Annotated in this window: 32 protein-coding genes; 21 read left to right on the plus strand and 11 right to left on the minus strand. The window is 64.5% G+C overall.

What is annotated here, in order from left to right; genetic code table 11:
• Positions 1-68 precede the first annotated feature (68 nt).
• Positions 69-800, plus strand: coding sequence for a Bax inhibitor-1/YccA family protein (locus NCN05_RS09700; RefSeq protein ID WP_250397918.1), 732 nt, complete (start codon positions 69-71; stop codon positions 798-800).
• Positions 801-885: 85 nt separating this feature from the next.
• On the opposite strand, the gene NCN05_RS09705 is transcribed toward NCN05_RS09700, so the two are convergent.
• Positions 886-1,407 carry a sll1618 family protein gene (locus tag NCN05_RS09705; protein ID WP_114988416.1) on the minus strand — a complete coding sequence of 174 codons (522 nt, stop codon included), beginning with the start codon at positions 1,405-1,407 and terminating at the stop codon, positions 886-888.
• 88 nt (positions 1,408-1,495) lie between these two features.
• Here NCN05_RS09705 and era point away from each other — a divergent pair, with 88 nt between their 5' ends.
• The 5 genes from era to larB are packed head-to-tail and all read left to right on the plus strand — an operon-like array spanning position 1,496 to position 5,264.
• A complete protein-coding gene (gene era / locus NCN05_RS09710; RefSeq protein WP_250397919.1) occupies positions 1,496-2,437 on the plus strand; it encodes a GTPase Era in 942 nt (313 codons plus the stop codon).
• 38 nt (positions 2,438-2,475) lie between these two features.
• Positions 2,476-2,937: a phycobiliprotein lyase gene (locus NCN05_RS09715; RefSeq protein WP_250397920.1), complete on the plus strand. Its 462-nt coding sequence runs from the start codon at positions 2,476-2,478 to the stop codon at positions 2,935-2,937.
• A 6-nt stretch (positions 2,938-2,943) separates the two neighbouring features.
• Positions 2,944-4,149 (plus strand): tRNA (guanosine(37)-N1)-methyltransferase TrmD, encoded by a 1,206-nt coding sequence (gene trmD, locus NCN05_RS09720; protein WP_250397921.1) that lies wholly within the window; start codon positions 2,944-2,946, stop codon positions 4,147-4,149.
• 48 nt (positions 4,150-4,197) lie between these two features.
• A complete protein-coding gene (locus NCN05_RS09725; RefSeq protein WP_250397922.1) occupies positions 4,198-4,593 on the plus strand; it encodes a TIGR03792 family protein in 396 nt (131 codons plus the stop codon).
• On the plus strand, positions 4,590-5,264 hold the full coding sequence (larB, locus tag NCN05_RS09730) for a nickel pincer cofactor biosynthesis protein LarB (RefSeq protein ID WP_250397923.1): 675 nt from the start codon (positions 4,590-4,592) through the stop codon (positions 5,262-5,264). Before NCN05_RS09725 ends, larB begins: the two co-directional genes overlap by 4 nt.
• 4 nt (positions 5,265-5,268) lie before the next feature.
• Here the strand turns inward: larB and NCN05_RS09735 are convergent, their stop codons facing one another.
• The 5 genes from NCN05_RS09735 to NCN05_RS09755 all read right to left on the minus strand — a co-directional run bounded on the left by NCN05_RS09735 (position 5,269) and on the right by NCN05_RS09755 (position 8,845).
• Positions 5,269-5,427 carry a DUF8633 family putative protein gene (locus tag NCN05_RS09735; RefSeq protein WP_170951347.1) on the minus strand — a complete coding sequence of 53 codons (159 nt, stop codon included), beginning with the start codon at positions 5,425-5,427 and terminating at the stop codon, positions 5,269-5,271.
• 98 nt (positions 5,428-5,525) lie between these two features.
• Positions 5,526-6,470, minus strand: a complete 945-nt coding sequence (locus NCN05_RS09740) for a DUF1517 domain-containing protein (protein WP_250397924.1) — start codon at positions 6,468-6,470, stop codon at positions 5,526-5,528.
• 18 nt (positions 6,471-6,488) lie between these two features.
• Positions 6,489-6,707, minus strand: a complete 219-nt coding sequence (thiS, locus tag NCN05_RS09745) for a sulfur carrier protein ThiS (protein ID WP_114988409.1) — start codon at positions 6,705-6,707, stop codon at positions 6,489-6,491.
• A 3-nt stretch (positions 6,708-6,710) separates the two neighbouring features.
• The gene (locus NCN05_RS09750; RefSeq protein WP_250397925.1) at positions 6,711-7,769 is read right to left on the minus strand and encodes a thiamine phosphate synthase; all 1,059 of its coding nucleotides are present in this window, start codon (positions 7,767-7,769) and stop codon (positions 6,711-6,713) included.
• A gap of 134 nt (positions 7,770-7,903) precedes the next feature.
• Positions 7,904-8,845, minus strand: coding sequence for a bifunctional riboflavin kinase/FAD synthetase (locus NCN05_RS09755; RefSeq protein WP_284500594.1), 942 nt, complete (start codon positions 8,843-8,845; stop codon positions 7,904-7,906).
• Positions 8,846-8,899: 54 nt separating this feature from the next.
• Here NCN05_RS09755 and NCN05_RS09760 point away from each other — a divergent pair, with 54 nt between their 5' ends.
• Positions 8,900-9,460, plus strand: coding sequence for a DUF3611 family protein (locus NCN05_RS09760; protein WP_006849623.1), 561 nt, complete (start codon positions 8,900-8,902; stop codon positions 9,458-9,460).
• Here the strand turns inward: NCN05_RS09760 and surE are convergent.
• Positions 9,445-10,254 carry a 5'/3'-nucleotidase SurE gene (gene surE / locus NCN05_RS09765; protein ID WP_250397927.1) on the minus strand — a complete coding sequence of 270 codons (810 nt, stop codon included), beginning with the start codon at positions 10,252-10,254 and terminating at the stop codon, positions 9,445-9,447. The two genes, NCN05_RS09760 and surE, sit on opposite strands and share 16 nt — an antisense overlap.
• Before the next feature lie 71 nt (positions 10,255-10,325).
• Between surE and pheS the strand changes: the two genes are divergently transcribed.
• From pheS to NCN05_RS09785, 4 genes are all read left to right on the plus strand, one after another.
• Entirely contained in the window at positions 10,326-11,333 is a 1,008-nt protein-coding gene (pheS, locus tag NCN05_RS09770; RefSeq protein ID WP_115081995.1) for a phenylalanine--tRNA ligase subunit alpha, read from the plus strand.
• Positions 11,334-11,421: 88 nt separating this feature from the next.
• On the plus strand, positions 11,422-12,330 hold the full coding sequence (locus NCN05_RS09775) for an NAD(+) kinase (RefSeq protein WP_006851915.1): 909 nt from the start codon (positions 11,422-11,424) through the stop codon (positions 12,328-12,330).
• A complete protein-coding gene (locus tag NCN05_RS09780; protein WP_250397928.1) occupies positions 12,327-13,004 on the plus strand; it encodes a winged helix-turn-helix domain-containing protein in 678 nt (225 codons plus the stop codon). Before NCN05_RS09775 ends, NCN05_RS09780 begins: the two co-directional genes overlap by 4 nt.
• Before the next feature lie 6 nt (positions 13,005-13,010).
• Positions 13,011-13,454: a DUF192 domain-containing protein gene (locus NCN05_RS09785; RefSeq protein WP_250397929.1), complete on the plus strand. Its 444-nt coding sequence runs from the start codon at positions 13,011-13,013 to the stop codon at positions 13,452-13,454.
• On the opposite strand, the gene cbiE is transcribed toward NCN05_RS09785, so the two are convergent.
• On the minus strand, positions 13,438-14,721 hold the full coding sequence (gene cbiE / locus NCN05_RS09790; protein ID WP_250397930.1) for a precorrin-6y C5,15-methyltransferase (decarboxylating) subunit CbiE: 1,284 nt from the start codon (positions 14,719-14,721) through the stop codon (positions 13,438-13,440). The genes NCN05_RS09785 and cbiE overlap by 17 nt on opposite strands.
• Before the next feature lie 32 nt (positions 14,722-14,753).
• Here cbiE and NCN05_RS09795 point away from each other — a divergent pair, with 32 nt between their 5' ends.
• The 3 genes from NCN05_RS09795 to NCN05_RS09805 all read left to right on the plus strand — a co-directional run bounded on the left by NCN05_RS09795 (position 14,754) and on the right by NCN05_RS09805 (position 18,638).
• On the plus strand, positions 14,754-15,827 hold the full coding sequence (locus tag NCN05_RS09795) for a sulfotransferase family protein (RefSeq protein WP_250397931.1): 1,074 nt from the start codon (positions 14,754-14,756) through the stop codon (positions 15,825-15,827).
• Complete coding sequence (locus tag NCN05_RS09800) at positions 15,824-16,066, plus strand: DUF8678 family protein (protein WP_114988399.1); 243 nt, start codon at positions 15,824-15,826, stop codon at positions 16,064-16,066. Before NCN05_RS09795 ends, NCN05_RS09800 begins: the two co-directional genes overlap by 4 nt.
• A 73-nt stretch (positions 16,067-16,139) precedes the next feature.
• Positions 16,140-18,638, plus strand: a complete 2,499-nt coding sequence (locus NCN05_RS09805; protein WP_250397932.1) for a GH116 family glycosyl hydrolase — start codon at positions 16,140-16,142, stop codon at positions 18,636-18,638.
• Here NCN05_RS09805 and NCN05_RS12595 read toward each other — a convergent pair.
• Positions 18,557-18,979 carry a helix-turn-helix domain-containing protein gene (locus NCN05_RS12595; protein ID WP_250397933.1) on the minus strand — a complete coding sequence of 141 codons (423 nt, stop codon included), beginning with the start codon at positions 18,977-18,979 and terminating at the stop codon, positions 18,557-18,559. The genes NCN05_RS09805 and NCN05_RS12595 overlap by 82 nt on opposite strands.
• Before the next feature lie 127 nt (positions 18,980-19,106).
• Here NCN05_RS12595 and NCN05_RS09815 point away from each other — a divergent pair, with 127 nt between their 5' ends.
• The 4 genes from NCN05_RS09815 to ribD all read left to right on the plus strand — a co-directional run bounded on the left by NCN05_RS09815 (position 19,107) and on the right by ribD (position 21,162).
• Positions 19,107-19,277: a hypothetical protein gene (locus NCN05_RS09815; RefSeq protein ID WP_250397934.1), complete on the plus strand. Its 171-nt coding sequence runs from the start codon at positions 19,107-19,109 to the stop codon at positions 19,275-19,277.
• Between the two features lie 6 nt (positions 19,278-19,283).
• On the plus strand, positions 19,284-19,418 hold the full coding sequence (locus NCN05_RS12540) for a hypothetical protein (protein WP_284500580.1): 135 nt from the start codon (positions 19,284-19,286) through the stop codon (positions 19,416-19,418).
• Positions 19,419-19,609: 191 nt separating this feature from the next.
• Positions 19,610-20,098 carry a DUF3122 domain-containing protein gene (locus tag NCN05_RS09820; protein WP_115133018.1) on the plus strand — a complete coding sequence of 163 codons (489 nt, stop codon included), beginning with the start codon at positions 19,610-19,612 and terminating at the stop codon, positions 20,096-20,098.
• Entirely contained in the window at positions 20,098-21,162 is a 1,065-nt protein-coding gene (gene ribD / locus NCN05_RS09825; RefSeq protein WP_250397935.1) for a bifunctional diaminohydroxyphosphoribosylaminopyrimidine deaminase/5-amino-6-(5-phosphoribosylamino)uracil reductase RibD, read from the plus strand. The genes NCN05_RS09820 and ribD overlap by 1 nt, the downstream gene beginning before the upstream one ends.
• A 2-nt stretch (positions 21,163-21,164) precedes the next feature.
• Here the strand turns inward: ribD and NCN05_RS09830 are convergent, their stop codons facing one another.
• Together NCN05_RS09830 and NCN05_RS09835 are read right to left on the minus strand one after the other, a co-directional pair.
• Positions 21,165-21,878, minus strand: coding sequence for a potassium channel family protein (locus tag NCN05_RS09830; protein ID WP_250397936.1), 714 nt, complete (start codon positions 21,876-21,878; stop codon positions 21,165-21,167).
• A 63-nt stretch (positions 21,879-21,941) separates the two neighbouring features.
• Positions 21,942-22,598 (minus strand): SOS response-associated peptidase, encoded by a 657-nt coding sequence (locus tag NCN05_RS09835; protein WP_250397937.1) that lies wholly within the window; start codon positions 22,596-22,598, stop codon positions 21,942-21,944.
• 84 nt (positions 22,599-22,682) lie between these two features.
• On the opposite strand from NCN05_RS09835, the gene ftsH reads away from it, so the two are divergent.
• From ftsH to NCN05_RS09850, 3 genes are read left to right on the plus strand one after another with little or no spacing between them, the layout of a single operon-like run.
• Positions 22,683-24,557, plus strand: a complete 1,875-nt coding sequence (gene ftsH, locus NCN05_RS09840; protein ID WP_006851758.1) for an ATP-dependent zinc metalloprotease FtsH — start codon at positions 22,683-22,685, stop codon at positions 24,555-24,557.
• Positions 24,558-24,602: 45 nt separating this feature from the next.
• Positions 24,603-25,559 carry an ornithine carbamoyltransferase gene (argF, locus tag NCN05_RS09845; RefSeq protein ID WP_250397938.1) on the plus strand — a complete coding sequence of 319 codons (957 nt, stop codon included), beginning with the start codon at positions 24,603-24,605 and terminating at the stop codon, positions 25,557-25,559.
• The gene (locus NCN05_RS09850; protein WP_250397939.1) at positions 25,556-25,879 is read left to right on the plus strand and encodes a hypothetical protein; all 324 of its coding nucleotides are present in this window, start codon (positions 25,556-25,558) and stop codon (positions 25,877-25,879) included. Before argF ends, NCN05_RS09850 begins: the two co-directional genes overlap by 4 nt.
• Positions 25,880-25,883 lie beyond the last annotated feature (4 nt).

The raw sequence follows: 25,883 nt of genomic DNA on the forward strand, positions 1-25,883 counted from the left end.
GGAGATCCACACCCCAATCCCTTGTCACCGCTGGCAGGATGTGATGAGTCTTTGGTGACCTGGTCGACATGCCAGCAAGCAGCAATTTCCAGGAGGCGATCCGCGAGGCGCAATCGAGCGCCCTCGTCGGCCCCAACGTCGTCAATAAAGCGCTGCCCTACGTCGGCGGCGGCATGGTGCTCACCTCAATCGGGGTGATTGGTGGTCTCTCGATGATGGCCACCCCGCTGTTCATGCCCCTTTTCTGGGTGGCTGTGATCGGCAACCTGGTGCTGTTCTTCGTGGCGCAGAACGTCGCCTTGAAGGGCAAAAACGCCACAGCCTTGCCGCTGCTGTCGGTCTACAGCCTGATCACCGGGTTCACCCTGAGTGGTCTCGTGGCTTTGGCGGGAGCCGTTGCGGGTGTGGGTGCGGTCGGCACCGCCGCGCTGGCCACCGGAATCACCTTCGTGATTGCCTCGATAGTTGGTCGTCGCATGAGCGATTCCGTTGGTCAGGCGCTCTCTGGAGTGGTGGGTCTTGGATTGATCGGCCTGATCCTGGCGATGGTCGTCCAGTTCATCGGCGGCATCTTTGCCCCTGCCATGTTCCATGGCACCAGCTTTGAGCTGATGATCGCCGGATTCGGCACCGTTCTCTTCGTGGGCGCTGCCTTTGTCGACTTCTACACGATGCCCCGCTCCTACCGGGATGATCAATTCCTGGCAGGTGCCCTGAGCATGTACCTCACCTACATCAACCTGTTCATCTTCATCCTGCGCCTGATCATCGTGCTCAACGGTGGTGGTCGTCGCGACTGACCGTTACGGGTGATCGTCGCGACTGACGATGCCAACGCAATCGAATCCACCTCCGCCCCGGCCTGTCCGGGGCTTTTTTTGTGGCTCAGCCCTCAGCCACGGCATAGACGCTGTCTCCGATGGCTTGTTTCTGCTCAGCGTCGTACCCCCATTTCTCCAGGAAGGCGACGTCTTCACCGCGGTTGTCGAGGGCTGCGGCAAGGAGTTGCTCCAGGCGCTCCTTCACCTCCGCTGGTTCCAGCAGTCTGAGCAGTTCAATGCAACGGCTGCTGACCCGCTCCGAGCCGGCCTGCTGGGCCTCATCTCCCGCGCGCCGGTGATGCACGGCCATGGCGGTGCTCATGGCCAGATTGCGAACGCTCAGATCCACAACGCCAGCACCGGCGCCCCGCAGTTGCCCCACGACGGCATCGGGCAAACGATCCATCAGCACGCTCTCGCCCGCCAGGCTCACCACGAAAAATCCCCGGGCACCATCGCGGCTGGCCACCATTTCACCGATGCGGTCGGCCAGCACCTCATCGCTGATCTCCTCGTTGTCCCACTGCTGCAGCCAGGCCGCTGTGATCTCCATGGCCTGCTGGAAGGTGGGCTGCTGATCCGCCATGGACCTGTTCAATTCCTGCCCTAAGGCTATGGGTCGATTCAACGGGCTGATTCAACGGGTTGATCCAATGGCGGCGCAGACTTAGAGCATGCATGCAACTCCCCTGCCAGAGGATTACCGCTCTGGCTTCATCGCACTGATCGGTCGCCCGAACGTGGGCAAATCCACGCTGGTGAATCAGCTGGTGGGGGAGAAGGTGGCCATCACATCGCCCGTGGCCCAGACCACCCGCAACCGCCTGCGGGCCATCCTCACCACGGACGTGGCCCAGATGGTTCTGGTGGATACGCCTGGCATCCACAAACCCCACCACTTGCTGGGGGAACGGCTGGTGAAGAGTGCCCGCAGCGCCATCGGTGAAGTGGACCTGGTGGTGTTGCTGTTGGAGGGCTGCGAGCGCCCTGGGCGCGGTGATGCCTTCATCGTGAATCTGCTGCAGCAGCAGTCCCTGCCGGTGCTGGTGGCCCTGAACAAGTGGGACAAGCTGGCGGAGGAGCACCGCTCTGAAGCGGAAGAGGCCTATGCCGCCCTGCTGCAGGAGACGAATTGGCCAGTGCACCGCTGCAGCGCCCTGTCAGGCGATGGCTGCGCGGAGCTCACAGCAGCGATGGCGGCTCAGTTGCCCTTGGGGCCACAGCTGTATCCGCCCGAGATGGTGAGTGATCAACCGGAGCGGGTGCTGCTGGGGGAACTCATTCGTGAGCAGGTGCTTCTGCACACGCGGGAGGAGGTGCCCCACAGCGTTGCCGTCACCATTGATCGCGTTGAGGAGTTGCCGGCCAAGGGCAAGGGTAAGGGTGCGGGTCGGACGGCCGTCTTGGCAACGGTTCTGGTGGAACGGAAGAGTCAGAAGGGGATCCTGATCGGCAAAGGCGGGGCGATGCTCAAGACGATCGGCCAGGGGGCGCGGCTGCAGATGCAGGTGCTGATCGATGGGCCGGTTTATCTGGAGCTGTTCGTCAAGGTGGTGCCTGATTGGCGCAGCAAACCCGCCCGCTTGGCGGAGCTGGGCTACACAGGGGATCAATAATCAAGAAGTGCCTGCCCTACGGCTGAGAGGATGGGCGCATGAGTGAACAAGCCTTTCCCCCGGAAGACCCTGGCTCCTTTCTGAGCCTCTGCGACGGGGAGTGGATGAGCCTGCGCAGTTGCTTTGAGCTGGCTGCCGGTGGTGATGACGAGTGGCACAGCAGTGAACGGGGTGAACTCACCGTTCGCTGCGTGAGCGAGCAGGGGGCTCTCGGCCAACTGCATGTGCAGGCCCCTGGTGGAACCAGCAGCACCCTCACCTTCGCCGCTGATGGACAGCTGATCCTCGATGGTGATTCCCCAGGCAACTGGAGGTTCTGGCCTGACGGCAGCATGGAGTTGAACCTCAGCCGGGCTGACGGCGTGCAGGTTCAGGAGCGGATCTGGTTCACGCGGGCCAACCTGCGCCTGCGCAGCACCACGGCGGTGGATGCCCAGGGAACACCGGTGCAGGGCAGTTTCTGCACGGACATCCGCAGGGTGTCCAAACCCGCGGCCTGAAGCGGCATGGCCCCCTACCGCCTTGATGTGGTGAGCCTGGCGCCGCAGGCGTTTGCTCCTCTGCTGGAGCTGGGGGTGATCGGTCGTGCCTTCAACGCGGGCATCGCCGAGTTGCATCTGCATAACCCGAGGGACTTCGCCACGGATCGCCATCGCAAGGTGGACGATGAGCCCTACGGAGGCGGTGCCGGCATGGTGCTCAAGCCCGAGCCGGTGTTCGCCGCGATGGAGGCGATTCCCCGCAGTCCCCGCAGCCGGGTGCTGTTGATGTCACCGCAGGGGCGTCCCCTGCAGCAGGCGGATCTGCAGCGTTGGTCCAGTGACCACGATCAACTGGTTTTCCTCTGCGGTCACTACGAGGGCTTCGACGAGCGGATTCGCGGCCTGGCCGATGAGGAGGTGTCGATGGGTGATTTCGTCCTCACCGGTGGTGAGCTGCCGGCGATGACGGTGATCAACGGTGTTGTGCGCCTGCTGCCCGGCACGGTGGGGACCGCCGATTCCCTGGTGGAGGAAAGCCACAGTGCACTCCTCCTGGAACACCCGCATTACACCCGCCCCGCTGACTTCCGCGGCATGACCGTTCCGGATGTGCTGCGCAGTGGCGACCACGGTGCCATCGCCCGGTGGCGCCAGGAGCAGCGGGAGCAGCGCACCCGCGAGCGGCGGCCCGATCTGTTTGCCCGCTGGCAGACCGCGACAATGGATGCCCCTTCAGATCCCGGCATGGAGCTGCGCATCGGCAACGGATACGACATCCATCGGCTGGTGCCCGGACGGGCCCTCATCCTGGGGGGTGTGACCCTGGACCATCCCGATGGTCTTGGCCTGGATGGCCACAGCGATGCAGATGTGCTTGTGCATGCGGTAATGGATGCGCTGCTCGGGGCCCTCGCCCTCGGTGACATCGGCAAGTATTTCCCCCCCACCGATCCCCAATGGAAAGGGGCCGACAGCTTGAAGCTGCTGGATCAGGTGGTGAAGCTGGTGAAGGAGCGAGGCTGGGCGGTGGTGAACATCGATGCGGTGGTGATCGCTGAGCGCCCCAAGCTCAAGCCGCATATCACCGAGATGAGCAGCCGAATGGCGTCTGCGATCGGCATCGCCCCCGATGCCGTGGGTGTGAAGGCCACCACCAATGAAGGCTTGGGTCCGGAGGGACGGGAAGAGGGCATCAGTTGCCAGGCTGTGGCCCTGCTGCAGCGGAGCTGAACCGTGCATCGCCTCCGGTCTGTTCTGCTTAGGGTCATCGCACCTTGTTTGGCGCTGGTTCTCTTGTTGGGCGGGCTTTCGGAGACAGAGGTGCGGGCAGAGTCCGATCCGATACGTGGTGACGTGGTGGCTGTGGTGGAGCACCTGAGGCTGCAGGTCCCCCGGGAGAGCCGTGAGCAGTGGATGGCGGCTGAACGCGGCAGCTGGGAGCCTTGGCTGAAGCAACAGCCGGGTTTTCTGGGCCGTGATCTGTTCTGGGATCCGGCCACCGAAGAGGGAACCTTGCTGATTCGTTGGAGCAGTCGTAAGGCATGGAAATCGATTTCCATGGCCGAGGTGGAGACGGTTCAGGAGCGCTTCGAGACCTTGGCCCGCGAGCAAACAGGACAGCGCCAGGGCAACCCATTCCCGCTGGTGTTTGAAGGGGAACTGTTGCCGCAGTGACCACCCCGGATGCTCGCCTCGATCTGCGGCGCCGTCAGCGCTTGGGCATGGTCGAGGCCGTGTGGGGGGAACACAAGACAGCCGATCAGATCATCGCCATCCTTGAAAGCTTTGCCGCTGCAGGAGAACTGGGTCTGGCGACCCGGGTGGATCCCGAAAAAGCGGCACGGGTGTGTGAGGCGTTGCCAGCGGTGGAGCTGCATGCCGACGCTCGCTGCCTCACCCTGGGTGCATTGCCTCCTGTGCCTGCGTCACCGGCTGCGGTGGCGGTGCTCAGCGGAGGCAGCAGTGATCGCACGGTGGTGGCGGAGGTCAGCTTGGCCCTGCGTTGCCACGGCATCGGCGTGGATCCTGTGATGGATGTGGGGGTGGCTGGATTGCACCGCTTGTTGGATCAACTGCCCCGTCTGGCCACGGCGCGGATCCTGATCGCCTGCGCGGGAATGGAGGGTGCGTTGCCGACGGTGCTGGCTGGTCTGGTGCCGCAACCGGTGATCGGCGTCCCGGTTTCGGTTGGCTATGGAATCAGTGCAGGGGGACGAACCGCTTTGGAAGGCATGCTCGCCAGCTGTGCCCCAGGCTTGACGGTGGTGAATATCGACAACGGCTACGGCGCAGCCATGGCTGCATTGCGGATGCTCAGGGGATGTGCCCCGGACGCTTCAAGCTGAGGCTTCAAGCCGCAGCGGAAGGATCGATCTGGCCGAGACGCTGCAGCTCAGCGCTGTTGTGATCGCACTCCACCTGCTGAAGCGCATGCACAAGAGCATCCAAATCAGCCCGCGCCAGCTCACCGTCCTGTTGCCATTGCATGGAGCGGGGGTCGGGAGCCAACGCTGTAGGTGCGCAATCTGATCCAGCCAAGCTAGGCCTGATCGCTGGGGAGAAATACTCAGAAAACCTGTAGATGAGCCATGAATGGCTCTGGCGTCTCAGAGGTGTTGGAGGTTGGGGTAAGCCGTCACCAGGTCGTTGGCGCTCAGCACATCTCCGCGGCCTTCCGGTTGCCAGATCACTTCCAGGGCCATGAGTTCACTGGAGGCTGTGGAACCAAGAATGCGAAGGGTCTGGCGCAGATCTTCTCCGGTGTCGGCTCCGGCGAGCTTGGCCGATGCCGTGGAGGCCACCAGCAAGGTCACAACGATGAATTCGTTGGTGGCATCCGCGTCTCCAGAGCTGTTGCTCGTGTCCGTGGTCCGCTGTCCGCCGACGTTGCTGGTGAGCTCAGCGTCCAACTTGCTGCGCTCGTTCATCGAGAGGCGATTGAACGTCGATTCAGCCGAACTGAAGGGAACACTGCCGCTCTCGGCATTGGCGTAAACCCAGAGGTCCGGTTGGCGCAGCAGGGCCAGGGTTGTCTCCTGCAGCAGTCTTTGCAGACCGGCGGAACTGCTGGTGTCTGAAGAGGCGGCCAAGGAGCGTAGATCCTCCTGCAGGGATTTGGCACTGGCCAGCAGGCCCACCTGCACCTGAATCATCTTCACGTTGCGCGGTATGGCCGGCGCTGCAGCAGCACCACCGATCGAGGGGGCATTGCCAACGCCACGAAGAGCGTTCACCAGCACGCCTGCGACCGCCATCAGGATCAGCAGACCAAACAGTCCCCCACCACCGAAGCCGAAGATGGGGATGAGGAAGGGGAAGCCCATCCCGCCTCCGCGGTAGCCACCGCCATAGCTGCCACCCCTGTAACTCCCACCGGATCGCGGCATCGAAGGAGCGCGGAAACTGCCCCCTCCCATGCGCCCACCGCGGGCGGCATCAGCCGGCTGTGCCTGGAACAGGCAGAGCCCCACAATCACCAGCGGCAACAGGAGCGATGCGAGCAGTCGTCGGGATCGTGTCAACAGTCGGGGAGTGGCCACAGCAGCGCCCACAGCATTGATCCGGCGACTCTAGGAACCACCACCAACGATGGTGACGATCTCAAGGGTGTCGTCATCCTTCACCACGATGCTGTCCCAGCGGCTGCGGGGTGCGATCACACCGTTGTGCTCGGCCACCACCAGCTGGGGGTTGTTGGCCAGCAAGGCAACTACGGCCGCCAGGCTGGCGGGGTCCGGTGCTGGATCCAGCACGCGGGTTTCACCGTTGACCATCAGGGTGAGAGGCATGGCTCAGAACGTGGCGTGGTCCAGCTGCTGGAGCAGTTGCCGCGAGGCCAGACCGCTGTCATCTGCGTGCATGATCGCGCCGATCACGGCCGCGCGCTGGCCCCCTGCCGTGAGCAGTGCCGGCAGGTTGGTCGAGGTGATTCCACCGATGGCGAAGACGGGGCGTTGGCTGATCGCAGTGGCCTGCGCCAGGAGCTCCACACCAACAGGCTTCCGCTCGGGTTTGACGGCCGTGCAATGGATCGGGCCGAATCCGAGATAATCGATTGGCTCCTGCTGAGCCTGATGAACCTGATCGATGCTGTGGGTGCTGCGGCCCAGCAGACGATCAACGCCCAACAGATCGCGGGCCACCTCGCTGGGCATGTCGTCCTGGCCCAGGTGCACCCCATCCGCATCCACCGCCAGGGCCAGGTCCACACGGTCATTGACGAACAACAGCGCCCCGAAGCGGTTGCAGAGCTGCCTGAGCTGCTGCGCTTCCCGCAGGCGTTCGCGGTCGTTCCCCGCTTTGCAGCGGTACTGCACCATCCCCACGCCGTTCCGCAGGGCGGCCTCCACCCGATCGGTCAGGTCATCGCAGGGGGTCGTGATCAGGCAGAGGCGAGCTTCCTTGAGTTTGTTGCGTCGCCGTGCTCCCAGGGTGGCGTGCAGGCAGGTCACCTCCAGGTCGTAAAGCCCGTAGCGGATCGCTGCGGCTTCAGCGGCCAGCGCAGGATCGATGGTGCGGCCGTACTCCTCCAGCACCCGCAACGCCTCCTGCACCCGGGCGCAGTTGGCCGCCACCACGTGGTCGGGGCTGTGGCGATCGAGTTGGGCCGGATGCTCCAGTCCGGCGCCGGTGTCGGTGCTGGTGGAGCGGGCCTGCTTGTAGCTGTCGTGATGGAGTCGACCCAGGCGTTGACGCCAGTCCTTGAGGCGCACCACCAGATCCTGTTGCTCCAGCCCGAAGCGGCACCAGTCCTCAACCACCCTCAGGCCTTCCCGGGCACGGTCGAGGTTGGCGTCGATCAGGCGTGCCACCCGTGGATCCAGTGATGTCTCGCTTGGGGTTGGATTCATGGCACCCTGTGGGCAACGGTTTCGGCGTCGGTCATGGAGAACGGTGGTTCTGAGAGCACCATGCACGTTCTGGTCTGGGGAATCGTCCTTCTCGGCGGCATCGGCGTGTTCATCGTCTGGGGGCTGGTGAATGCCTATCCGACCGTGGCCTGAGAGCCGGTCTGAAGAATCTCGCGGGCCTGGGCTGCGTCGCGGCCGATCTGGCTGCTGAGCTCCTCGAGGCCGCTGAATTTGGTCTGGCCGCGCAAGCGCTGCACCGGCTCGAGGCCCAGCTGCCGGCCTTCCAGTTCCAGGCTCTGATCCAGAAGGTGCACCTCCACGGCTGAAGGGGACGTGGGATCGATCGTGGGTTGGGGCCCGAGGTTCATCACGGCTGGCAGCCGATCGCCATCCCCATCCAGTTGGGCCCAGGCGGCGTAGACGCCAAGCCCTGGCAAGGCCTTACGGCCATCCACCTGGAGATTGGCGGTGGGCCAGCCCAGTTCACGCCCCAGGCCTCGGCCCCGCACCACCCGTCCCTGAAAGCGGTAGGCCCGGCCCAGCAAGGCTTTGGCGGTGGTGAGGTCGGCCTGGTCGAGGGCCGCGCGGATGCGGCTGCTGCTCATCCGGCCCTCTTGGTCTTCAACGATCGGCACCACCTTCACTTCAACGCCGCTGCGAGCCGCCAGCCGTTCCAGCATCTCGGCGTCACCGCGCCGCTGATGACCGAAGCGGAAGTTGGTGCCCACGGCAATGCGCCGGGCCTGAAGTGTATTCAGCAGCACGCTGGTGACGAAGTCCTCCGCACTGAGCTGAGCCAGCTCGCGGGTGAAGGGCACCAGCACGAGCTGCTGAATCCCCAGCGGTTCCAGCAGAGCGAGTTTTTCGCTGGGTAGATCCAGCCTCAGGCGTGCCTCCCCGAACAGCACCTCACGGGGATGCGGCCAGAAGCTCACCACCGAGGCAACGGCATCGTCCGGGCTGTTCTGGATGGCCTCGGCGATCACGCGGCGATGGCCGGCATGCAGGCCATCGAAACTCCCCAGCGCCAGGGCAGTGGGCCGACGGGCTTCCTCTGGAGAGCAGAGCGGAATCAAAGAGGTGCAGAAGGGGCGCTTTGGTGGCAAGTTTGAACGACCGAGCACCAGGGCATGCCAGACCGCCTCGATTTCCAGAAGTTGTCGTTCGGCGTGCGTCGGATGGGATGGATCCGGTTCTGGATCCAGGTGGTTCTCGGCATCGTTGTGGTGGGCGTTCTGCTGTTCAACAACATCGGCGGCAGCCTGGCCCGCAATTCCGAACGTGCCGTGGGCCTGGGGCCTGGCCTTTCGCTCACATCCCTGGCCTTCCTCGTGCTGCTATTCAGCCTCTGGCAGGGCTGGCTGATCGTTCGGACCGGTCGGGCCATCGACAGCGCGGCCCGTCCCAGTCGGGGCGAGGTGGCGCGGCTGATCAAACGGGGACTGTTGGCGGATCTTCTGGGTCTCACCTTCGCCACCATCGGCTATCAGGCCCTCGCCGGCAGCCTGTTCGTGCAGGCCTCGATGCAGACTCCCGGCATTGCCATCGGCGGCCGCGGCATGGCCGACAACCTGGCGATCACCTCCCTGGAAATGCTGTCTGTGCTCAGCAACACCCAGGTGCTGTTCGCCCACCTGATCGGGGTGTTGTTCTCCCTTTGGTTGCTGCAGCGGGTTTACCGCACCAGTTGATCCTTGAGCTTGAGCTGCGGCAGTCTGCTGAGGGGGCCCCGCCAGAACAGGTCGGGCTGGATCGGTGTGAGTGAGGGGGAATTGGCATGGATCTGGGCCACATCACTGGGCCAATCCCTTGGGCCTTCTCCGGCTGATTCGAGATCCTGCACGGCTTCTCCGGCCAGCCAGTAGTAGGCGCGGCCACGGGGGTCTTCCCGACGGCTGAATTGCTCGTCGTAGCGCCGGATCGAGAGACGGGTCCAGCGCAGGGCTCCCATCTCCTCCTGGGCACAAGGGGGGATGTTGAGGTTGAGCAGCAGGTTGTCGGGCCACTGGTCGGCGATGGCCTGTTCACTCACCTCAAGGGCAAGGTCGGCGGCCGCCTGAAACTGACGCCACTGGAAGCAGGCGCTGCTCACCGCCAGGGAACGAATGCCCTCAAGGGTGCCTTCCATCGCTGCGGCAACGGTGCCGGAGCAGAACACATCTGTTCCCAGGTTGGGGCCGTGATTGATGCCGGAGAGCACCAGGTCTGGCTTCTCCTTCACCAGTTCGAACAAGGCCAGCTTCATGCAGTCGGCGGGGGTGCCACTGCAGGCCCAGGCGGTGACCCCTGGGGCGAACAGTTCATCGGCCCGCTCGGCGCGGATGGGGGTCTGCAGGGTGAGGCCATGGCCTGTGGCCGACCGTTCCTGATCCGGGCAGACCACCGTCACCTCATGGCCGCGGGCTGCCGCTGCGGCGGCCAGGGTTCGGATGCCGTCGGCGAAGACCCCATCGTCATTGCTGATCAGGATCCGCAGCGGGGCCATGGGGTCATACGCACTGAGGTGAACCTAAGCGGCACGGCTGCTTACAGTCAGCAGCTGTCTGTTCCATCCCTGTGAGCGCACCGGTCACCCTGCAGCAGCTCACCGATCAACTCGATGCCCTCGAGCAGCAGGCCGCGGCGGAGATCGCCGAGGCGGCCGATGCCGCTGCGCTGGAGCAACTGAGGGTCGGGCTGCTGGGCAAGAAGGGCCGCATCTCCGGTGTGCTCGGGGCGATGGGCAAGTTGCCCGGTGAGGAGCGTCCCCTGGTGGGTCAGCGCGCCAACGTGCTGAAAACGCAGGTGCAGTCGCTGTTGGGAGAGCGGCTCCAGGCCGTGAAGCAGGCGGCCATGGCGGAGCGCATCGCCAGGGAAAGCCTCGATGTCACCGCCCCGGCTTCCGGGGTGCCGATGGGGCATCGCCATCCCCTGATCACCACCACTGAAGAGATCGTCGATCTGTTCCTGGGCCTCGGCTACAGCGTGGCCGAGGGGCCTGAGGTGGAACGGGACCACTACAACTTCACTGCGCTGAACATCCCCGAGGATCATCCAGCCCGGGACATGCAGGACACCTTTTATCTAGGTGGTGATCTGCTGATGCGGACCCACACCTCCCCGGTGCAGATCCGTCACCTCGAAGAGAACCCGCCGCCGGTGCGGATCGTGGCTCCCGGACGGGTGTATCGCCGTGATGCCGTTGATGCCACCCACTCGCCGGTGTTCCACCAGGTGGAGGTGCTGGCCATTGATGAAGGGCTCGATTTCAGCCACCTGCGCGGCACGGTGATGGCCTTCCTCAAGGCCTTCTTCGGTGACCTGCCGGTGCGTTTCCGGGCCAGTTATTTCCCCTTCACCGAGCCCTCCGCTGAGGTGGATGTGCAGTGGCGCGGCCGCTGGCTTGAGGTGATGGGCTGTGGCATGGTCGATCCCGCCGTGCTGGAAGGGCTGGGTCTCGATCCGGAGCGCTACAGCGGTTTCGCCGCGGGCCTGGGGGTGGAGCGCTTCTGCATGGTGCGCCATGGCATCGACGACATCCGCCGGCTGTACACCAGCGATCTGCGTTTCCTTGAGCAGTTTTGATCGGGAACCTTCGTTACTTCGTTACTGAGCGTCGTTCAGTTCTCGCGCGTCCCATAGGCTGAGGCTGACCTCTACCCGTCGTGGATCAGTGCCCCGGATCGGACTGATCGTCAATGACGGCAAGCCGCTGGCGGTGCAGACGGCGGACACGATTCAGCAGCGCCTGGAGGCTGCCGGCCATGCCGTGGAGCGGGCCAGCAGTTCCGGGGGCATGGTGGGCTTTGCCAACCCCGATCAGCACCTGCGGCTGCGCGGATACAGCGCCTGTGTGCCCAAGGGCTTCGATCAATCGATGGTTTTGGCCATCGTGCTGGGGGGTGACGGCACGGTGCTTTCCGCCGCGCGGCAGACCGCCCCTGTGGGGATTCCGATTCTCACGATCAACACCGGCCACCTGGGATTCCTGGCCGAGGCCTATCTCGATGATCTGGATCGCGCCCTCGATGTGGTGCTCACCCAGCAATGGACGATCGAGGAACGCAGCAACCTTGTGGTGAGCGTGATGCGGGGCGATCAGCGCCGCTGGGAGGCGCTGTCCCTCAACGAGATGGCCCTGCACCGTGAGCCGCTCACGAGCATGTGTCACTTCGAGATCGCCATCGGCCGCCACGCCCCTGTGGACATCGCCGCCGATGGTGTGATCCTCTCCACGCCGACGGGATCAACGGCCTACGCCCTCAGCTCCGGTGGGCCGGTGATCACGCCGGATTGTCCGGTGCTGCAACTCACCCCGATCGCGCCCCATTCCCTGGCCTCCCGCGCCCTGGTGTTCAGCGACCGTGAACCCGTCACGATTTTTCCAGCCACGCCGGAGCGGCTGATGATGGTGGTGGACGGCAGTGCCGGTTGCTATGTCTGGCCGGAAGATCGGGTGCTGATCCGTCGCAGCGATCACCCTGTGCGCTTTGTGCGCCTCGCCGACCATGAGTTCTTCCAGGTGCTGCGCAACAAATTGGGTTGGGGCCTGCCCCACATCGCCAAGCCCGAGCGGGAATGAACGCTGATCCCCTGTTGCTGTTGGCAGGCCCTTCGGCGGTGTCGCTGGCGCCCCGTCTGGCTGCATCGGGCTACGCCACCCTCGACTGGCTCAGTGCCGGGCCCTCGGCCCATGCCCCTGAACCGGGTGAATCTCCAGTGGCCGCTGTGCTGGCGGCCGATCAGGCCGCATTGATTCAAGACCTGCGCAGCCGTTTCGGGGCCATGCCGATCCTGTTGGATCTGGAACGCGACAGCGTTGAGGCTCGCGCCGCCTGCCTGGGAAGCGGTGCCGATGATTTCTGGCTCTCGGAGATCGGGCCCAGCGATCTGTTGTTGCGTCTGCGCCTGCACCGCACGATTCAACAGCGCTCGGGGCAGCGACCGGCGCTGCTTGAGCTGGACGATCTCAGTGTCGATCCCACCAACCGAACGGTGCGGCGGGGAGACCGTGTGGTGGCGTTGACGGCCCGGGAATTCGTGCTGTTGCAGGTGCTCTTGCGGCGGCGCGGCCAGGTGTTGAGCCGCGAGCTGCTGCTTCAGGAGGTGTGGCAGGGGGAGCGTTCCAGCAGCAATGTTGTGGAGGTGTACGTGCGCTATCTCCGCCAGAAGCTGGAGGCCGGTGGAGAACGCCGTTTGCTGCACACCGTGCGCGGCCGGGGCTATTGCCTCGGGCAGGTGTTGCCGGAGGCTTGAGCGGCCATGGATGCTCTGCCCCCTGAGTCACCGCCGCAATGGCTGCCGGTTGAGGCCCGCTGGTGCGTGGCCCAGCAGCGTTGCCTTGATCTCGAGGTGGCCCGCAGTCCGGAGCAGCAGCGGCTGGGCTTGATGCAGAGGCCGGCTCTGCCGCCCTTGCGCGGGATGTGGTTTCCCTTTGCCACCCCCCAGCCGCAGCGCTTCTGGATGTTCAACACCCTTGCGCCACTGGACATGATCTTTGTGCGCGATGGGCGGGTGCTCGATCTGGTGGCTGCCGTTCCCACCTGTGCTGCCCTGCCCTGCCGCTCCTACGCCGCCGATGCCGATGGCAATGGACGGGCTGATTTCGTTGATGCGGTGATTGAGATCGGTGCCGGTGAGGCGCAGCGGCTTGGCATTGGCATCGGCGATCCGGTTCGGATCACCCCGCTCAAGTCTTCCCCGTGAAGCCGGCTTGAGCCGGCTTCGTTCCCGTCACGATCAAGGTGGGGTTCATCGGAGCCAGGCGGGTGCCATCCCCCAGCGGTTGTCCCCGCCAGGCCTGCAGTTGCTGAATGCGCACGGCCAACCCAGCGTTCTCGAGCAGCGGCCGAATGCTGGCCAAGGCCTCGATGCTCGCCAGGGGGATCACCACAACACCGCCACACCGCAGCCGCGTCAGCACCTCCTGCAGCAGGCGTTCCCGTTGGGCGCCCCCGCCCCCGAGCAGAACCCGGTCGGGCTTGCTGAGCTGGCTCGGGAGCCCGCCGTTCAGCACCGTGGTGGCGTCGGCCTCCAGCACCGCCGCAGGGCTGACGCCGAGCCGTTGTGCATTGCGTTGGATCAGTTGCGCGCCACCGGCGCGGCGTTCCACCGCCAGCAGTTGCAGCCCTGGGCGCAGGCGCAGCGCCTCGAGACCAACGCTACCGGTGCCGGCCCCCAGATCCCAGAGCACGCCCTGCTGCGGCAGGGCGAGTTCGGCCAGCAGTTGGATGCGCACCTCCCGCTTGGTCATCAATCCGGGGTGATCGCTGTGCTGCAGGTAGAGCCCGTCATCGAGCCCGAACAACGGCAGTTGCTGCGGATCCGGTGCGGCGGGTTCGCGGGCGATCAGCAGTGCAATCAGCAGCGGCTGCAGATCTGTTGGTAGTGCGGCGTGTGGGGTGATCAGCTGCACCCGCTCATCGGGGTGCCCGAGGTTTTCGCAGAGCCACAGGTCCGTGCTGGTCTCCAGCCCGCTGCTGCGCAACATCTGCTGCACGGTGCCGGCGCCACCCTGGTTCGGGTCCGTCAGCACCGCCAGGGCCGCCGGTCTCTTCTGCAGGGTGCTGGCCAGGATTTCGGGGTCCCGTCCATGCAGGCTTACCCAGTCGGCGTCCTGCCAGTGGCGCCCGATGCGGGCGAAGGCCAGCTGCAGCGATGTGGGGGCGGGATGAAACCGCAGCCGCTCTGCCCCGATGCGGTCGCAAAGGATGCGCCCCAGGCCGAACCAAAGCGGATCGCCGCTTGCCAGCACCACCACAGCTTGATCAGCCGCCTTTGATTGCAGGTTGTCCACCAGAGCCCGCGGGTCATCGCTGCTGATCAGTTCGGGCTTGGCGTCCCCCAGCCAGTCCTGCAGAGCAGCTTGTAACCGCTGTGGTGCTGCAATCACGGCGGCTGCTCGCAGCAGCGTCTGCTGTGGAGCGGGCAACGAGGCGGGCGCCCCGGCGTCGGTGCCTATCACATCGATCATCCCGTCATTCTGGTGTGAGGGTTTGTGGGGCCATGGCAGGGGGTGATCTGCTGGTGGATCGCTTGGTGGTTGGTGGCTTCCTGCGTCCTGCGGTGCTGCTTCGAGGCTTGCAGCTGCGTCGCCCGGCCCTCTCCTGCTGGAGGGTGGGCCTTTTGATGGGACTCAGTGGCCTGCTGGTGGAGCCCCTGGCTTGGCTGCAGTCGTGGCTGTGGGCTCGCCGCTTGCGGAAGGCTGAACTGCCGGACGATCCGATTGTGGTGATTGGCCACTGGCGCAGTGGCACCACCTATCTGCATCAGTTGCTGGCCTGTGACCCCACGCTGGCCACGGCCCGCAATTCGCTCACCACGGCGCCGCAGGTGGCCTTGCTGCTCAAACCCTGGATTCGCTGGGCACTCCAAGCGTGGATGACGCGGAAGCGGCCGATCGACGCGGTGCCCTGGGGTCCGAATGACCCCCAGGAGGATGAGCTCGGTCTGGCCCGACTCAGCATCGACACCAACATGGCGGGCATGGCCTTCCCCCTGGCCTATCCCTGGTTTTTCCGGCGCAATGTTCTGGGTTCCTCCGCTGCCTTCGAGCGGCAGTGGCTGCACTTCACCAAGCTCACCTGGCTCCATGACGGGCATGGGAAGGCGGGACTGCTGATCAAGAACAGCGCCCATTCCGCCTGGGTGGAGTTGGTGCTGCGCCACTTCCCCCGGGCGCGCTTTGTGCTCCTGCGGCCTGATCGGCAGGATTCGATCCGCTCGCTGGTTCAGGTGAAGCAGCGGTTGGGTTCACTGGTGGGGCTTCAGCCCCTGCCCGATGCCGTCACCCAGGTGGAGGAAACGGTGGCGGCCCATCGCCAGCTGCTTGAGGCCTTTGGGGCGTCTCGGCACCGGATTCCTGCGGAGCAGTTGGTTGAATTGCCTTATGAAGAGTTGATCCGCCAACCCCTCGCTGCGCTGAAACGGATCTATGACGAACTCGAGCTCAGCAGCTGGCCAGTGGCGCAGGCCCCGCTGCAGGCTCGGATTGCCCAGGCCCGCAGCTACACCGCTGATCGGGTGACCCTGCCCTTGGCGGCGGAACAGCGCCTGAACGACCTGATGGAGGAGGCATGACCCCAGCCCACGATCGTCGCCAACGCTTGCACGAGCTTGTGATTGCCTTGATTGCTCAGCAGGACGATCTGCCCCTGCTCGATCCCGATCAGCCCGACCTGGAGGGGACGGCCCCCGGCCGTTGGCTGGATCAGAACCGCCGCAGCCTGCATCGCTATCAAGCCCTGGTCCGCACGGCGGTCACCTTGGATGCCCTGCTGGATGCCGAAGACAATCCCTCACCACTGTCTGCAGGTTGATGTCTGCAGGCTGATCGCAACGGCTGGCTGATAGCGTCAAACCTGGCAATCTGGGGCGACTCTCGGCCCCTGCATGGCTTCGTTCGGTTGGTCCGCTCTGAACTCCCTGCTGGGTCGCGGCAAGCAAGCCAAGGGCTGGCAGCCACCGGAGGCCTCCTGGAGCCGACCCTTTGGCCTGGGCTGGGACAAGCCCTACACGGTTCGCTATGCCAGCAACCTCGACGACGGCCCCAACCACGGCATGCCACTGGGGGGCTTTGGAGCTGGCTGCTTTGGGCGGGCGCCCGACGGCAACATCAACCTCTGGCACCTCGATGGCGGCGAGCACTGGTTTGGGGTGCTGCCCGATTGCCAGTTCGCTCTGTTTGAAGGGAATGGCCGCGGCAAGCGTGCCCACGCCCTGGCGGTTCAGCCGGATCAGGATGCCTCGCGGCCGGAGGCTGGCCAGCCGCTAAAGGCCTGGGAGTGGTATCCGGCCAGCACGCCGGATCGCAGCACCGGCACTTATTCCGCCCGTTATCCTCTCAGCTGGACCAGCTATGAGGGCGTGTATGACGCCGAGGTGCGTTGTGAGGCCTTCAGCCCGATCCTGCCGGGTGATTACCAGCGCACCAGCTACCCGGTGGCGGTGTTCGTCTGGACGCTGCGCAATCCCACGGATCAGCCTCTTGATTTGTCGTTGCTGCTGAGTTGGCGCAACACCACCGGCTGGTTCACCAACACCGATGCCTCGGCGGAGGTTCACTTCCGCGATGACGGCAGCCCCGAGCACAACTACGCCCCGGCCATCGGCAACACCACCGGCCAGCGCAACCGTTGCATTGACGATGGCTCCCTCAAGGGAGTGGTGCTGGAGGGCAACGTCTCCAACCCCGTTGCCGAAGGTGAGGGCCAGTGGTGCATTGCCACAGCCGAGCAGCCCGCTGTCACGATCCAGCGCTGCAGCCGCTGGAATCCCAGCGGTGATGGGCGTGAGCTGTGGGACAGCTTCAGTGCTGATGGCTCCATCCCTGAAAGCAACAACGACCGACGCAGTGGTTCCGACGATCCCCTCAGTGCTGCGCTGGCGGTGCAGTGTCAGCTGGCCCCCGGGCAGAGCATTGAGATTCCGCTGGTGATCAGCTGGGATCTGCCTGTGACGGCTTTTGCCACCGGCAGCCAGGCGCTGCGCCGCTACACCGATTTCTTCGCTGCGGATGCCAACCAGGCGGTTGCCATTGCCGCTGAAGCGCTGCGTGACTGGCGCAGTTGGCGACAGCAGATCGAGGCCTGGCAGCAGCCGGTGCTGCAACGCCAGGACCTGCCGGAACCGCTGCGGATGGCTCTGTTCAATGAGCTCTACGACCTCTGCAGTGGCGGCAGTCTCTGGAGTGCGGCATCACCGGAGGATCCCTACGGTCGTTTCGGCGTTCTCGAGTGCCTCGACTACGCCTGGTACGAAAGTCTTGACGTTCGTCTCTACGGATCCCTGGCCCTGCTGCAGCTCTGGCCGGAACTCGACAAGGCCGTGCTGCGCAGCTTTGCCCGGGCGATTCCAGCCGCAGATGCCACCCAGCGCCCGATCGGTTGGTACTTCACCCAGGGCAAGGGCCGGGTGGAGGCTGACCGCAAGGTGAAAGGAGCCACCCCCCACGACCTGGGGGCTCCCAACGAGATCCCCTGGGATGCGACCAACTACACCGCTTATCAGGACTGCAACCTCTGGAAGGACCTCGGCAGTGATTTTGTGCTGCAGGTGTGGCGCACGTTCAAGCTCGCCCCCAGTGGTGAAGACATCCGCTTCCTCGCCGATTGCTGGCCGGCGGCCGTGGAGGCGCTGCGCTACCTCAAGACGTTCGACGTCAACAACGACGGCCTGCCCGACAACGGCGGTGCTCCGGATCAGACCTTCGACGACTGGCCCCTCAAAGGGGTGAGTGCCTACTGCGGTGCCCTCTGGATTGCTGCGCTTGAGGCTGCCCTGGCCATTGCCCAGACGCTTCAGCTCAGCACTGGGCTCGATACCTCCGCTGAGCAAAGGGAATTCAGCGGTTGGCTGGAGCAATCCCAAGGCAATTTCGACAAGCTGCTCTGGAACGGCGAGTACTACGACATTGATGCCGAGAGCGGCACGCCGGTGGTGATGGCCGATCAGCTCTGCGGCGATTTCTACGCACGGCTCCTGGGCCTGCCGCCGGTGGTGAGTGACAACAACAGCCGCAGCACCTTGAAGGCCGTGAAGGAGTCCTGCTTCGAGGCTTTCGATGGTGGATCCCTCGGTGTGGCCAACGGCCTGCGCCGCGATGGCACGCCCTTGGATCCCAATGGCACCCACCCGCTCGAGGTGTGGACGGGGATCAACTTCGGGATCGCCAGCTACTACCGCCTGATGGGAGACAAGCAGACGGCGCAAGCGATCTGCTCAGCGGTTGTCGAGCAGGTGTATTCCGGTGGTCTGCAGTTCCGCACCCCTGAGGCGATCACTGCGGTGAACACCTTCCGGGCCTGTCACTACCTGAGGGCCATGGCCATCTGGGGGCTCTGGGCCACGGAGACCGATTGGATGCTCATCCCCGGAGCGGATGCCCGTTGAAGCGTGGCGCTGGGGGATTCACCGAACTGGTTGCGGTAATCCCTGGCGAAGTGATTGCGGCTCTGGAAGCCGTAATGGCAGGCGATTTCATCTACGGTGCTGCCGCCAATGGCCTGCTGCACCTCTGGTGAGGTGAGGGCGTGATGCACCTGGCTGAGCCGGATCTGTTTCAGCAACGCCATGGGGCCGGTGCCAAAGCTCTGGCGGCAGTGGTGAACGATCGAAGACCGCGAGGCGAAGATCGTGGCTCTGAGATCGTTGAGCGTGATCGCTTGGCCGGTGTTCTTGAACCCCCAAGCCACCAGATCCTTCATCAGTCCTGCCCCCCACCCCGAGTTCACCACTGGCTGTTCCCTGCAGCTGATGGGGTGACAACGCCTCCAGCGCCGCCACTTCCACCAGATCCTCCTGGCCCCCTCCCATCAGCTGGGCCTGGATCAAGCTGCTGATCTCTGCTAACCGCTGGGGGTGGAGGTTGGCGGAGTTGGACCTGTGGATCACCTCGAGCGTCTGGTGATCACCGGTGGCGGTGGCGAGCTGTTCAAATCGTGTCTGGGAGACGAGGGCAACTTGGATGTGGGCCCCTGCCGGAAGCTGAACAAAAGCGTCGCTCAGGCCGGCATGAAAACCATGCAGTGAGCAGCGTTGTATTTCCTTCCCGCGAACCACCGGCTGCTGATCGTTGGTGTTCAAGCTGAGGGGCATCACCCCAGGGCGTCGGTTGCCCTGAAGCAGCAGGTCTTGATTGGTCTGTATGGATACAACCGGGAGCTGCTGTGAACCACCCAGCCGGAACGTCCCTTCGAGTCGGCCCCGGCTCAATTGGGCGACATCCATCTCAAAGCCCACCGCCTGCAGGCTCTTGCTGAGGCACGGAGCAGAGTGGAATGCAACCTCCATGGGCTGATTGTTGGCGTGAATCGCCTTCTGTGCAGGTTTGTTGTGAGAATTCACTCACTCACCTCCTGCCCATGCGCCGTTTGCTCTGCTGTTTGTTGGCCGCTCTGGGGCTGCTGCTGCTCACGCCAGGTCTGGCATGGGCCCAGGTTCATCAGCACGAAAACGAGGATGGCGTCGCCATGGTCCGTTCGCTGGAGAGCCTGCGGGACCTCGATTACGACAGCTGGCAGGCGGTGGCCTACCGCGAAGGCCCTCCGGGCCAGCCGGTGGTGCTGCGCGTGGTGGGCTATCCCGGGAAACTGCGGCTCGATCATCCGGTGAGCCTCCAGGTGTTGGCGGGTCGGCGCGAATGGCAGCTGGACGACATCACCCTGGCCAACCCGGTGCTGGCCACCGATGGCCGCGACGCAGCGGCTGAATTTGCCCTCGATCCTCTGCTGGACGATCTCAGCAACAACCGACCGCTGCGTTTGGCGTTGCCGGGTGTCTTCACCGAGTTGCCGATCCCTCCCTACGTCGTCGGTGAATGGCGGTCCCTGCAGGAGCTGCCCCTCAGCTGATGTGGGAGCTCTGGATGCGGCGGGCCCTGGCCCTGGCTGCCCTTGCTGAAGGTCACACCAGCCCCAATCCTCTCGTGGGGGCCGTGGTTCTTGATCGCGAAGGGCGCCTTGTGGGCGAAGGCTTTCACGCGAGGGCCGGAGATGCCCATGCCGAGGTGGGTGCGTTGCGGCAGGCCGGGGATGCGGCCCGGGGCGGAACCCTTGTGGTCACCCTTGAACCCTGCTGCCACCACGGCCGTACGCCCCCCTGCAGTGAGGCGGTGCTTCGCGCGGGCATTGGCCGCGTTGTGATCGCCTTGGAGGATCCCGATCCCCGGGTGGATGGGGGCGGCATCCGTCAGCTGAGGCAGGCGGGGCTGGAGGTGATCAGTGGTGTGCTTCGCGAGGAGGCCCGCCAGCAGAACCGGGCCTTTCTTCACCGCGTTCGCACCGGCCGCCCGTTCGGGGTTCTGAAGTGGGCCATGAGCCTGGATGGCCGCACCGCTTTGCCCAATGGCGCCAGCCAATGGATCAGCGGTCCACCCGCCCGCGATTGGGTGCATCGGCTGCGCAGCGGCATGGATGCCGTAGTGGTTGGGGGCGGCACGGTGCGCGGCGATGATCCGCTGCTCACCAGCAGGGGCCGGCGTTCACCGGAACCGCTGCGGGTGGTGCTGAGCCGCAGTTTGGATCTGCCGGATCAGGCCCAGCTCTGGGATACCGCGGTGGCACCGACCCTCGTGGCCCATGGCCCAGATGCCGACCTCCGGCGTTTGCCATCCGGCCCTGAAGACCTTCGGCTTTCGGCCTGTGAACCGCAGCAGCTGATGGAGGCCCTGGCGGAACGCGGTTGCAACCAGGTCCTTTGGGAGTGCGGCCCTGAGCTGGCGGCCGCGGCGATCCAGCAGGGCTGCGTGCAGGAGATTGCAGCGGTGGTGGCTCCGAAGTTGATGGGGGGTATGGCGGCCCGCACCCCCCTTGGAGATCTGAACTTCAGCGCCATGGATCAGGTGCTGCAGGGGCAGTGGCATCAGAGCAAGCCCATGGGAAACGACTGGTTGCTGCGTTGGCGCAGCGGCAGCTGAGCTCAGCGCTCCCGGCTTTGCCGATCGAGGCTGCTGGCGAAGCGGCCGATCAGCACCCCCATCACGGCAGCGAGGTAGAGCGGTCCGGCAACGCTGGTGGCCACACTCACCATCCGTGACAGGGGGAGCATCGGGCTGATGTCCCCGAAGCCGACGGTGGTGAGGCAAACGAAGGCGTAGTAGTTGATTGCCGAAAAGAGGCGGGCGCGGGCCAGAACGCTCGAATCGCCGACGTTGGCCATCTCCAGGGGTTGAAAGCTGCCCGGCTGGATGGTTTCCAGAGCACTCATCACCAGGCCGGCGGCGAGGCCGATGTGCAGGTACCCGGCCGTGGCACCCATCAGCAGCGCTTCGGTGACGCGTTTTGTGCTGGCGAAGCGGGTTACCAGGCGGATCACGCTCCAGCCCACCAGCACGCTCCAGCTCAGGGCCAGCGGCATGCCGCTGTAGATCAGCTCCAGGGGCGTGAGCAGCCAGAGCCACATGGTCACCACGGCCATCAGCCCAAGACCCCGATACAGCGCATCACTCCAGTTCGGAGCGTTGCTGCTCCCCACCATCACCTGGGTCAGCAGTAAGGCAATCAGGCTGTAGCCGATGTAGGTCGCCCACACCAAGCGGGGAAAGGCGAAGCCCACTGTGGCAATCACAGTGCAGAGCAGCAGCAGCTTCAGCTGGGTGTCATCCCGCCGCAGGAGCCGCTGAACCAGTCCCACCAGCACCTTGGCCACTGTCGCTGCCCCCAGGTTCGGCAGTGAGCTGCTGCTGTCAAGCCTTGCTCAATCGAGCAAGGAGAGCTGCTGGTGCTTGTTGGCAGGGGCCGCTGGCTTGAGTGCTCTGCAGTCCCATGGCTCCGCTGGCGCTGGCGTGAGCATCGGCTCGAGGGCGCGTCGGTGGGCTCCATCACCCGGTTCCAGCCAGATGCTCTCCAATCCCTCGGGAATGATCACCGGCATCCGATCGTGCAATGGGGCCACCAGGCTGTTGGGCTTCGTCGTGATCACGCAGCAGGTCTCCACTTCACTGCCATCGGGGCCGATCCAGCGGTCCCAGACACCGGCCAGCCAGAACAGCTGCCGGTCTTTGCGCTGGATCAGATGACCCTTTTCAAAAAAGCCGGTGCTGGGCAGAAGGCAGCGGTGATGACGCCATGGCCCGCGAAAGGAGGCTTTCTCCGCGATGGTTTCGGCGCGGGCATTGATCGGTCGCGGCGCCTGCAGCGGGTCCTTGACCCAGCCCGGCAGGAGGCCCCAGAGCATGTGGGACAGACGGTCTTCATCGTGCTCACGCCGCACAGCCAGCACCGGCTCATGGGGGCGGATCAGCTCGCGGGGGGCGTAATGCTCCAGCCAAGCGCTGTCCTCCGGCCGCAACCAGCTGCGCAGCAGCTGCTGCAATTTCGCGCGAGGCGTGTCGAGGCAGTAGCGACCACACATGGGCAGAAGCTAGGCGCCGTTCGGTTCTTACACCCGTTGTTTGCCTGAGATCCCACGTAGCGTGTCTGGACTTTCGGGCCCTCCATGCCGATCCGCCAGGACGACAACCAGCCGAACCGTCGCTTCGGGATCATCAATCTGGTGCTGATTGGCTTCGGGGTGTTGCTGCTGGCCAGCAGCTTCCTCCCCAGCAACGGCATGCAGCAGGTGCCGCGGGTGCCCTACTCCCTGTTCATCGACCAGGTGAATGACGGTGCGGTGAAGCGGGCCTTCATCACGCAGGATCAGATTCGCTACGAGCTGAGCGATCCCGAGGAGGGCACGCCTCCGGTGCTGGCCACCACGCCGATCTTCGACATGGATCTGCCCCAACGCCTCGAGACCAAGGGCGTTGAATTCGCGGCAGCTCCCCCGAAGAAGCCGAACATTTTCACCACCATCCTCAGCTGGGTGGTGCCGCCCCTGATCTTCATCCTGGTGCTGCAGTTCTTTGCTCGCCGCTCGATGGGCGGTGGTGCTCAGGGGGCGTTGAGCTTCACCAAGAGCAAGGCCAAGGTGTATGTGCCCGATGAGGAGTCGCGGATCACCTTCGCCGACGTGGCGGGCGTGGATGAGGCGAAGCAGGAACTGACGGAGATCGTCGACTTCCTTAAGCGCCCTGAGCGCTATGCCGAGATCGGTGCGCGCATTCCTAAAGGTGTGCTGCTGGTCGGCCCTCCCGGCACCGGTAAGACCCTGCTGTCCAAGGCCGTGGCCGGCGAAGCCGAGGTGCCCTTCTTCATCATTTCCGGCTCGGAGTTCGTGGAACTCTTCGTTGGTGCCGGTGCCGCTCGCGTGCGCGACCTGTTTGAAGAAGCCAAGAAAAAAGCGCCCTGTATCATCTTCATCGACGAACTGGACGCCATCGGCAAGAGCCGTTCGGGCTCCATGGGCGTTGTCGGCGGCAACGACGAACGGGAGCAGACCCTCAACCAGCTGCTCACGGAGATGGATGGCTTCACCGCCCAGGACAAGCCGGTGATCGTTCTGGCGGCCACCAACCAGCCCGAGGTGCTCGATGCAGCCCTGCTGCGTCCCGGCCGTTTCGACCGGCAAGTGCTGGTGGACCGTCCGGACCTCTCCGGCCGCAAGACCATCCTCGAGATCTACGCCAAGAAGGTGAAGCTCGCTGCAGGTGTTGACCTCGACAGCGTCGCCCAGGCCACTAGTGGTTTTGCCGGCGCTGATCTCGCCAACCTGGTGAATGAAGCTGCCCTGCTCGCAGCGCGTGCCCAGCGCACCAGCGTTGAGCAGCAGGACCTCGGTGAAGCGATCGAGCGGGTTGTGGCCGGTCTGGAGAAGAAGAGCCGCGTCCTTCAGGACGATGAAAAGAAGGTGGTGGCGTATCACGAGGTGGGCCACGCGATCGTGGGCCACCTCATGCCTGGCGGCAGCAAGGTGGCCAAGATCTCGATCGTGCCCCGTGGCATGAGCGCCCTGGGCTACACCCTGCAGCTGCCCACCGAAGAGCGCTTCCTCAATTCCAAGGAGGAACTCCAGGGTCAGATCGCCACGCTTCTGGGTGGTCGCTCGGCTGAGGAGATCGTCTTCGGCAAGATCACCACAGGCGCTGCCAACGACCTGCAGCGGGCCACCGATCTGGCTGAGCAGATGGTGGGCACCTACGGCATGAGCGACACCCTGGGCCCCTTGGCCTACGACAAGCAGGGCGGTGGCCGTTTCCTTGGTGGAGGCAATAACCCCCGCCGCTCGGTGAGTGATGCCACGGCTCAGGCCATTGATAAGGAGGTGCGCGGGCTGGTGGACCAGGCCCACGACGACGCCCTCGCAATCCTGCGGGAGAACATGGCGCTGCTCGAGACGATCGCCCAGAAGATCCTCGAAAAAGAGGTGATCGAGGGGGATGACCTCAAGCAGATGCTCGAGGCGAGTGTGCTGCCGTCCGGTGTGACCGCTTGACGGCAGCGGGCCTCATCCCCGATAACAGTCCTTTGAACCGTCGCGATGGCTACCGCTTCTGCGGGCGTTGCTGCTGTCCTCTCTCCGCTGTGCGGACGTGACTACCTTTCCTCTGCGGATTATTCCGCCGGGGAAACAGCAGCGTTGCTGGATCTGGCTGCACAACTGAAGAGCGGCGATCGTCGGATCGATCTCGGCAACCGTGTGCTGGGTCTGATCTTCAGCAAGGCCTCCACCCGAACCCGTGTGAGTTTTCAGGTGGCCATGGCCCGTCTCGGCGGCCAGACGGTGGATCTCAATCCTTCCGTCACCCAGCTCGGCCGCGGCGAGCCGCTGGAAGACACGGCCCGGGTTCTGAGCCGTTACTGCGATGTGCTGGCGATTCGCACCTTCGCCCAGCAGGAACTGGTGGACTACGCCCACTGGGCCTCGGTTCCGGTGATCAATGCCCTCACCGATCTGGAGCATCCCTGTCAGGCCCTCGCCGACTTCCTCACCATGCAGGAAGCCCATGGGGCGCTTCCTGGCCAGACCCTGGCCTATGTGGGCGATGGCAACAACGTGGCCCATTCCCTGATGCTCTGCGGCGCGTTGCTTGGGGTGAATGTGCGGATCGGTTGTCCTGAGGGGTTCGAGCCTCTGCCAGGCGTTCTTGAGCAGGCCCAAACCCTGGCGCAATACGGTGCCTCCATCGATGTGATGACGGATCCCCGTGAGGCGGTGGCCGGTGCCCAGGCCATCTACACCGATGTCTGGGCTTCCATGGGGCAGGAAGCCGAGCAAGCCCAGCGGGAGCAGGCCTTCGCTGGGTTCTGTGTGGATCAAGGCCTGATGGAGCAGGCGGCAGCCGATGCGGTTGTTCTGCACTGCTTGCCGGCCCACCGCGGTGAGGAGATCAGCGCTGAGGTGATGGAGGGCAAGGCAAGCCGCATCTTTGATCAGGCGGAAAACCGCCTGCATGCGCAGCAGGCGCTGTTGGCGGTGTTGATGGGTGGTCTGTGACGGTGATCCACCGCTGGTTGGTGCCGTTGATCGTCACCGCCCATGCGGTGGCAGCGTCAGCGGATCAGGCCACCGACAAACAACAGCAGAGCACCATCGCCCGATGGACGGCCGAGAAGATCTGTGAAATGGGTGTGGATGCTTTTTACGCCTTGCCGGATCCTGAGCTCAAAACCATGTTTGAGCGCGACACCTCGATGCGTTACGAGGATGTTCCCAACGCACCAACCGATCAGGAAAAGTCCCGTATTACCGGGCAGTTGATGGGATATCTGATGGCGGCCTGTCCGCAACAGCTTGAGAACTACAAAAACCGCTGAAGAG

Source organism: Synechococcus sp. MU1651, from assembly GCF_023630635.1.
Classification (GTDB): Bacteria; Cyanobacteriota; Cyanobacteriia; order PCC-6307; family Cyanobiaceae; genus Parasynechococcus.

Coding starts and splice junctions, on each gene's coding strand:
- NCN05_RS09700 (WP_250397918.1), top strand. CDS start 69: ATGCCAGCAAGCAGCAATTTCCAGGAGGCGATCCGCGAGGCGCAATCG.
- NCN05_RS09705 (WP_114988416.1), bottom strand. CDS start 1,407: ATGGCGGATCAGCAGCCCACCTTCCAGCAGGCCATGGAGATCACAGCG.
- era (WP_250397919.1), top strand. CDS start 1,496: ATGCATGCAACTCCCCTGCCAGAGGATTACCGCTCTGGCTTCATCGCA.
- NCN05_RS09715 (WP_250397920.1), top strand. CDS start 2,476: ATGAGTGAACAAGCCTTTCCCCCGGAAGACCCTGGCTCCTTTCTGAGC.
- trmD (WP_250397921.1), top strand. CDS start 2,944: ATGGCCCCCTACCGCCTTGATGTGGTGAGCCTGGCGCCGCAGGCGTTT.
- thiS (WP_114988409.1), bottom strand. CDS start 6,707: ATGCCTCTCACCCTGATGGTCAACGGTGAAACCCGCGTGCTGGATCCA.
- NCN05_RS09750 (WP_250397925.1), bottom strand. CDS start 7,769: ATGAATCCAACCCCAAGCGAGACATCACTGGATCCACGGGTGGCACGC.
- NCN05_RS09760 (WP_006849623.1), top strand. CDS start 8,900: ATGCCAGACCGCCTCGATTTCCAGAAGTTGTCGTTCGGCGTGCGTCGG.
- surE (WP_250397927.1), bottom strand. CDS start 10,254: ATGGCCCCGCTGCGGATCCTGATCAGCAATGACGATGGGGTCTTCGCC.
- NCN05_RS09780 (WP_250397928.1), top strand. CDS start 12,327: ATGAACGCTGATCCCCTGTTGCTGTTGGCAGGCCCTTCGGCGGTGTCG.
- NCN05_RS09785 (WP_250397929.1), top strand. CDS start 13,011: ATGGATGCTCTGCCCCCTGAGTCACCGCCGCAATGGCTGCCGGTTGAG.
- cbiE (WP_250397930.1), bottom strand. CDS start 14,721: ATGATCGATGTGATAGGCACCGACGCCGGGGCGCCCGCCTCGTTGCCC.
- NCN05_RS09795 (WP_250397931.1), top strand. CDS start 14,754: ATGGCAGGGGGTGATCTGCTGGTGGATCGCTTGGTGGTTGGTGGCTTC.
- NCN05_RS09800 (WP_114988399.1), top strand. CDS start 15,824: ATGACCCCAGCCCACGATCGTCGCCAACGCTTGCACGAGCTTGTGATT.
- NCN05_RS09805 (WP_250397932.1), top strand. CDS start 16,140: ATGGCTTCGTTCGGTTGGTCCGCTCTGAACTCCCTGCTGGGTCGCGGC.
- NCN05_RS09820 (WP_115133018.1), top strand. CDS start 19,610: ATGCGCCGTTTGCTCTGCTGTTTGTTGGCCGCTCTGGGGCTGCTGCTG.
- ribD (WP_250397935.1), top strand. CDS start 20,098: ATGTGGGAGCTCTGGATGCGGCGGGCCCTGGCCCTGGCTGCCCTTGCT.
- NCN05_RS09835 (WP_250397937.1), bottom strand. CDS start 22,598: ATGTGTGGTCGCTACTGCCTCGACACGCCTCGCGCGAAATTGCAGCAG.
- ftsH (WP_006851758.1), top strand. CDS start 22,683: ATGCCGATCCGCCAGGACGACAACCAGCCGAACCGTCGCTTCGGGATC.
- argF (WP_250397938.1), top strand. CDS start 24,603: ATGGCTACCGCTTCTGCGGGCGTTGCTGCTGTCCTCTCTCCGCTGTGC.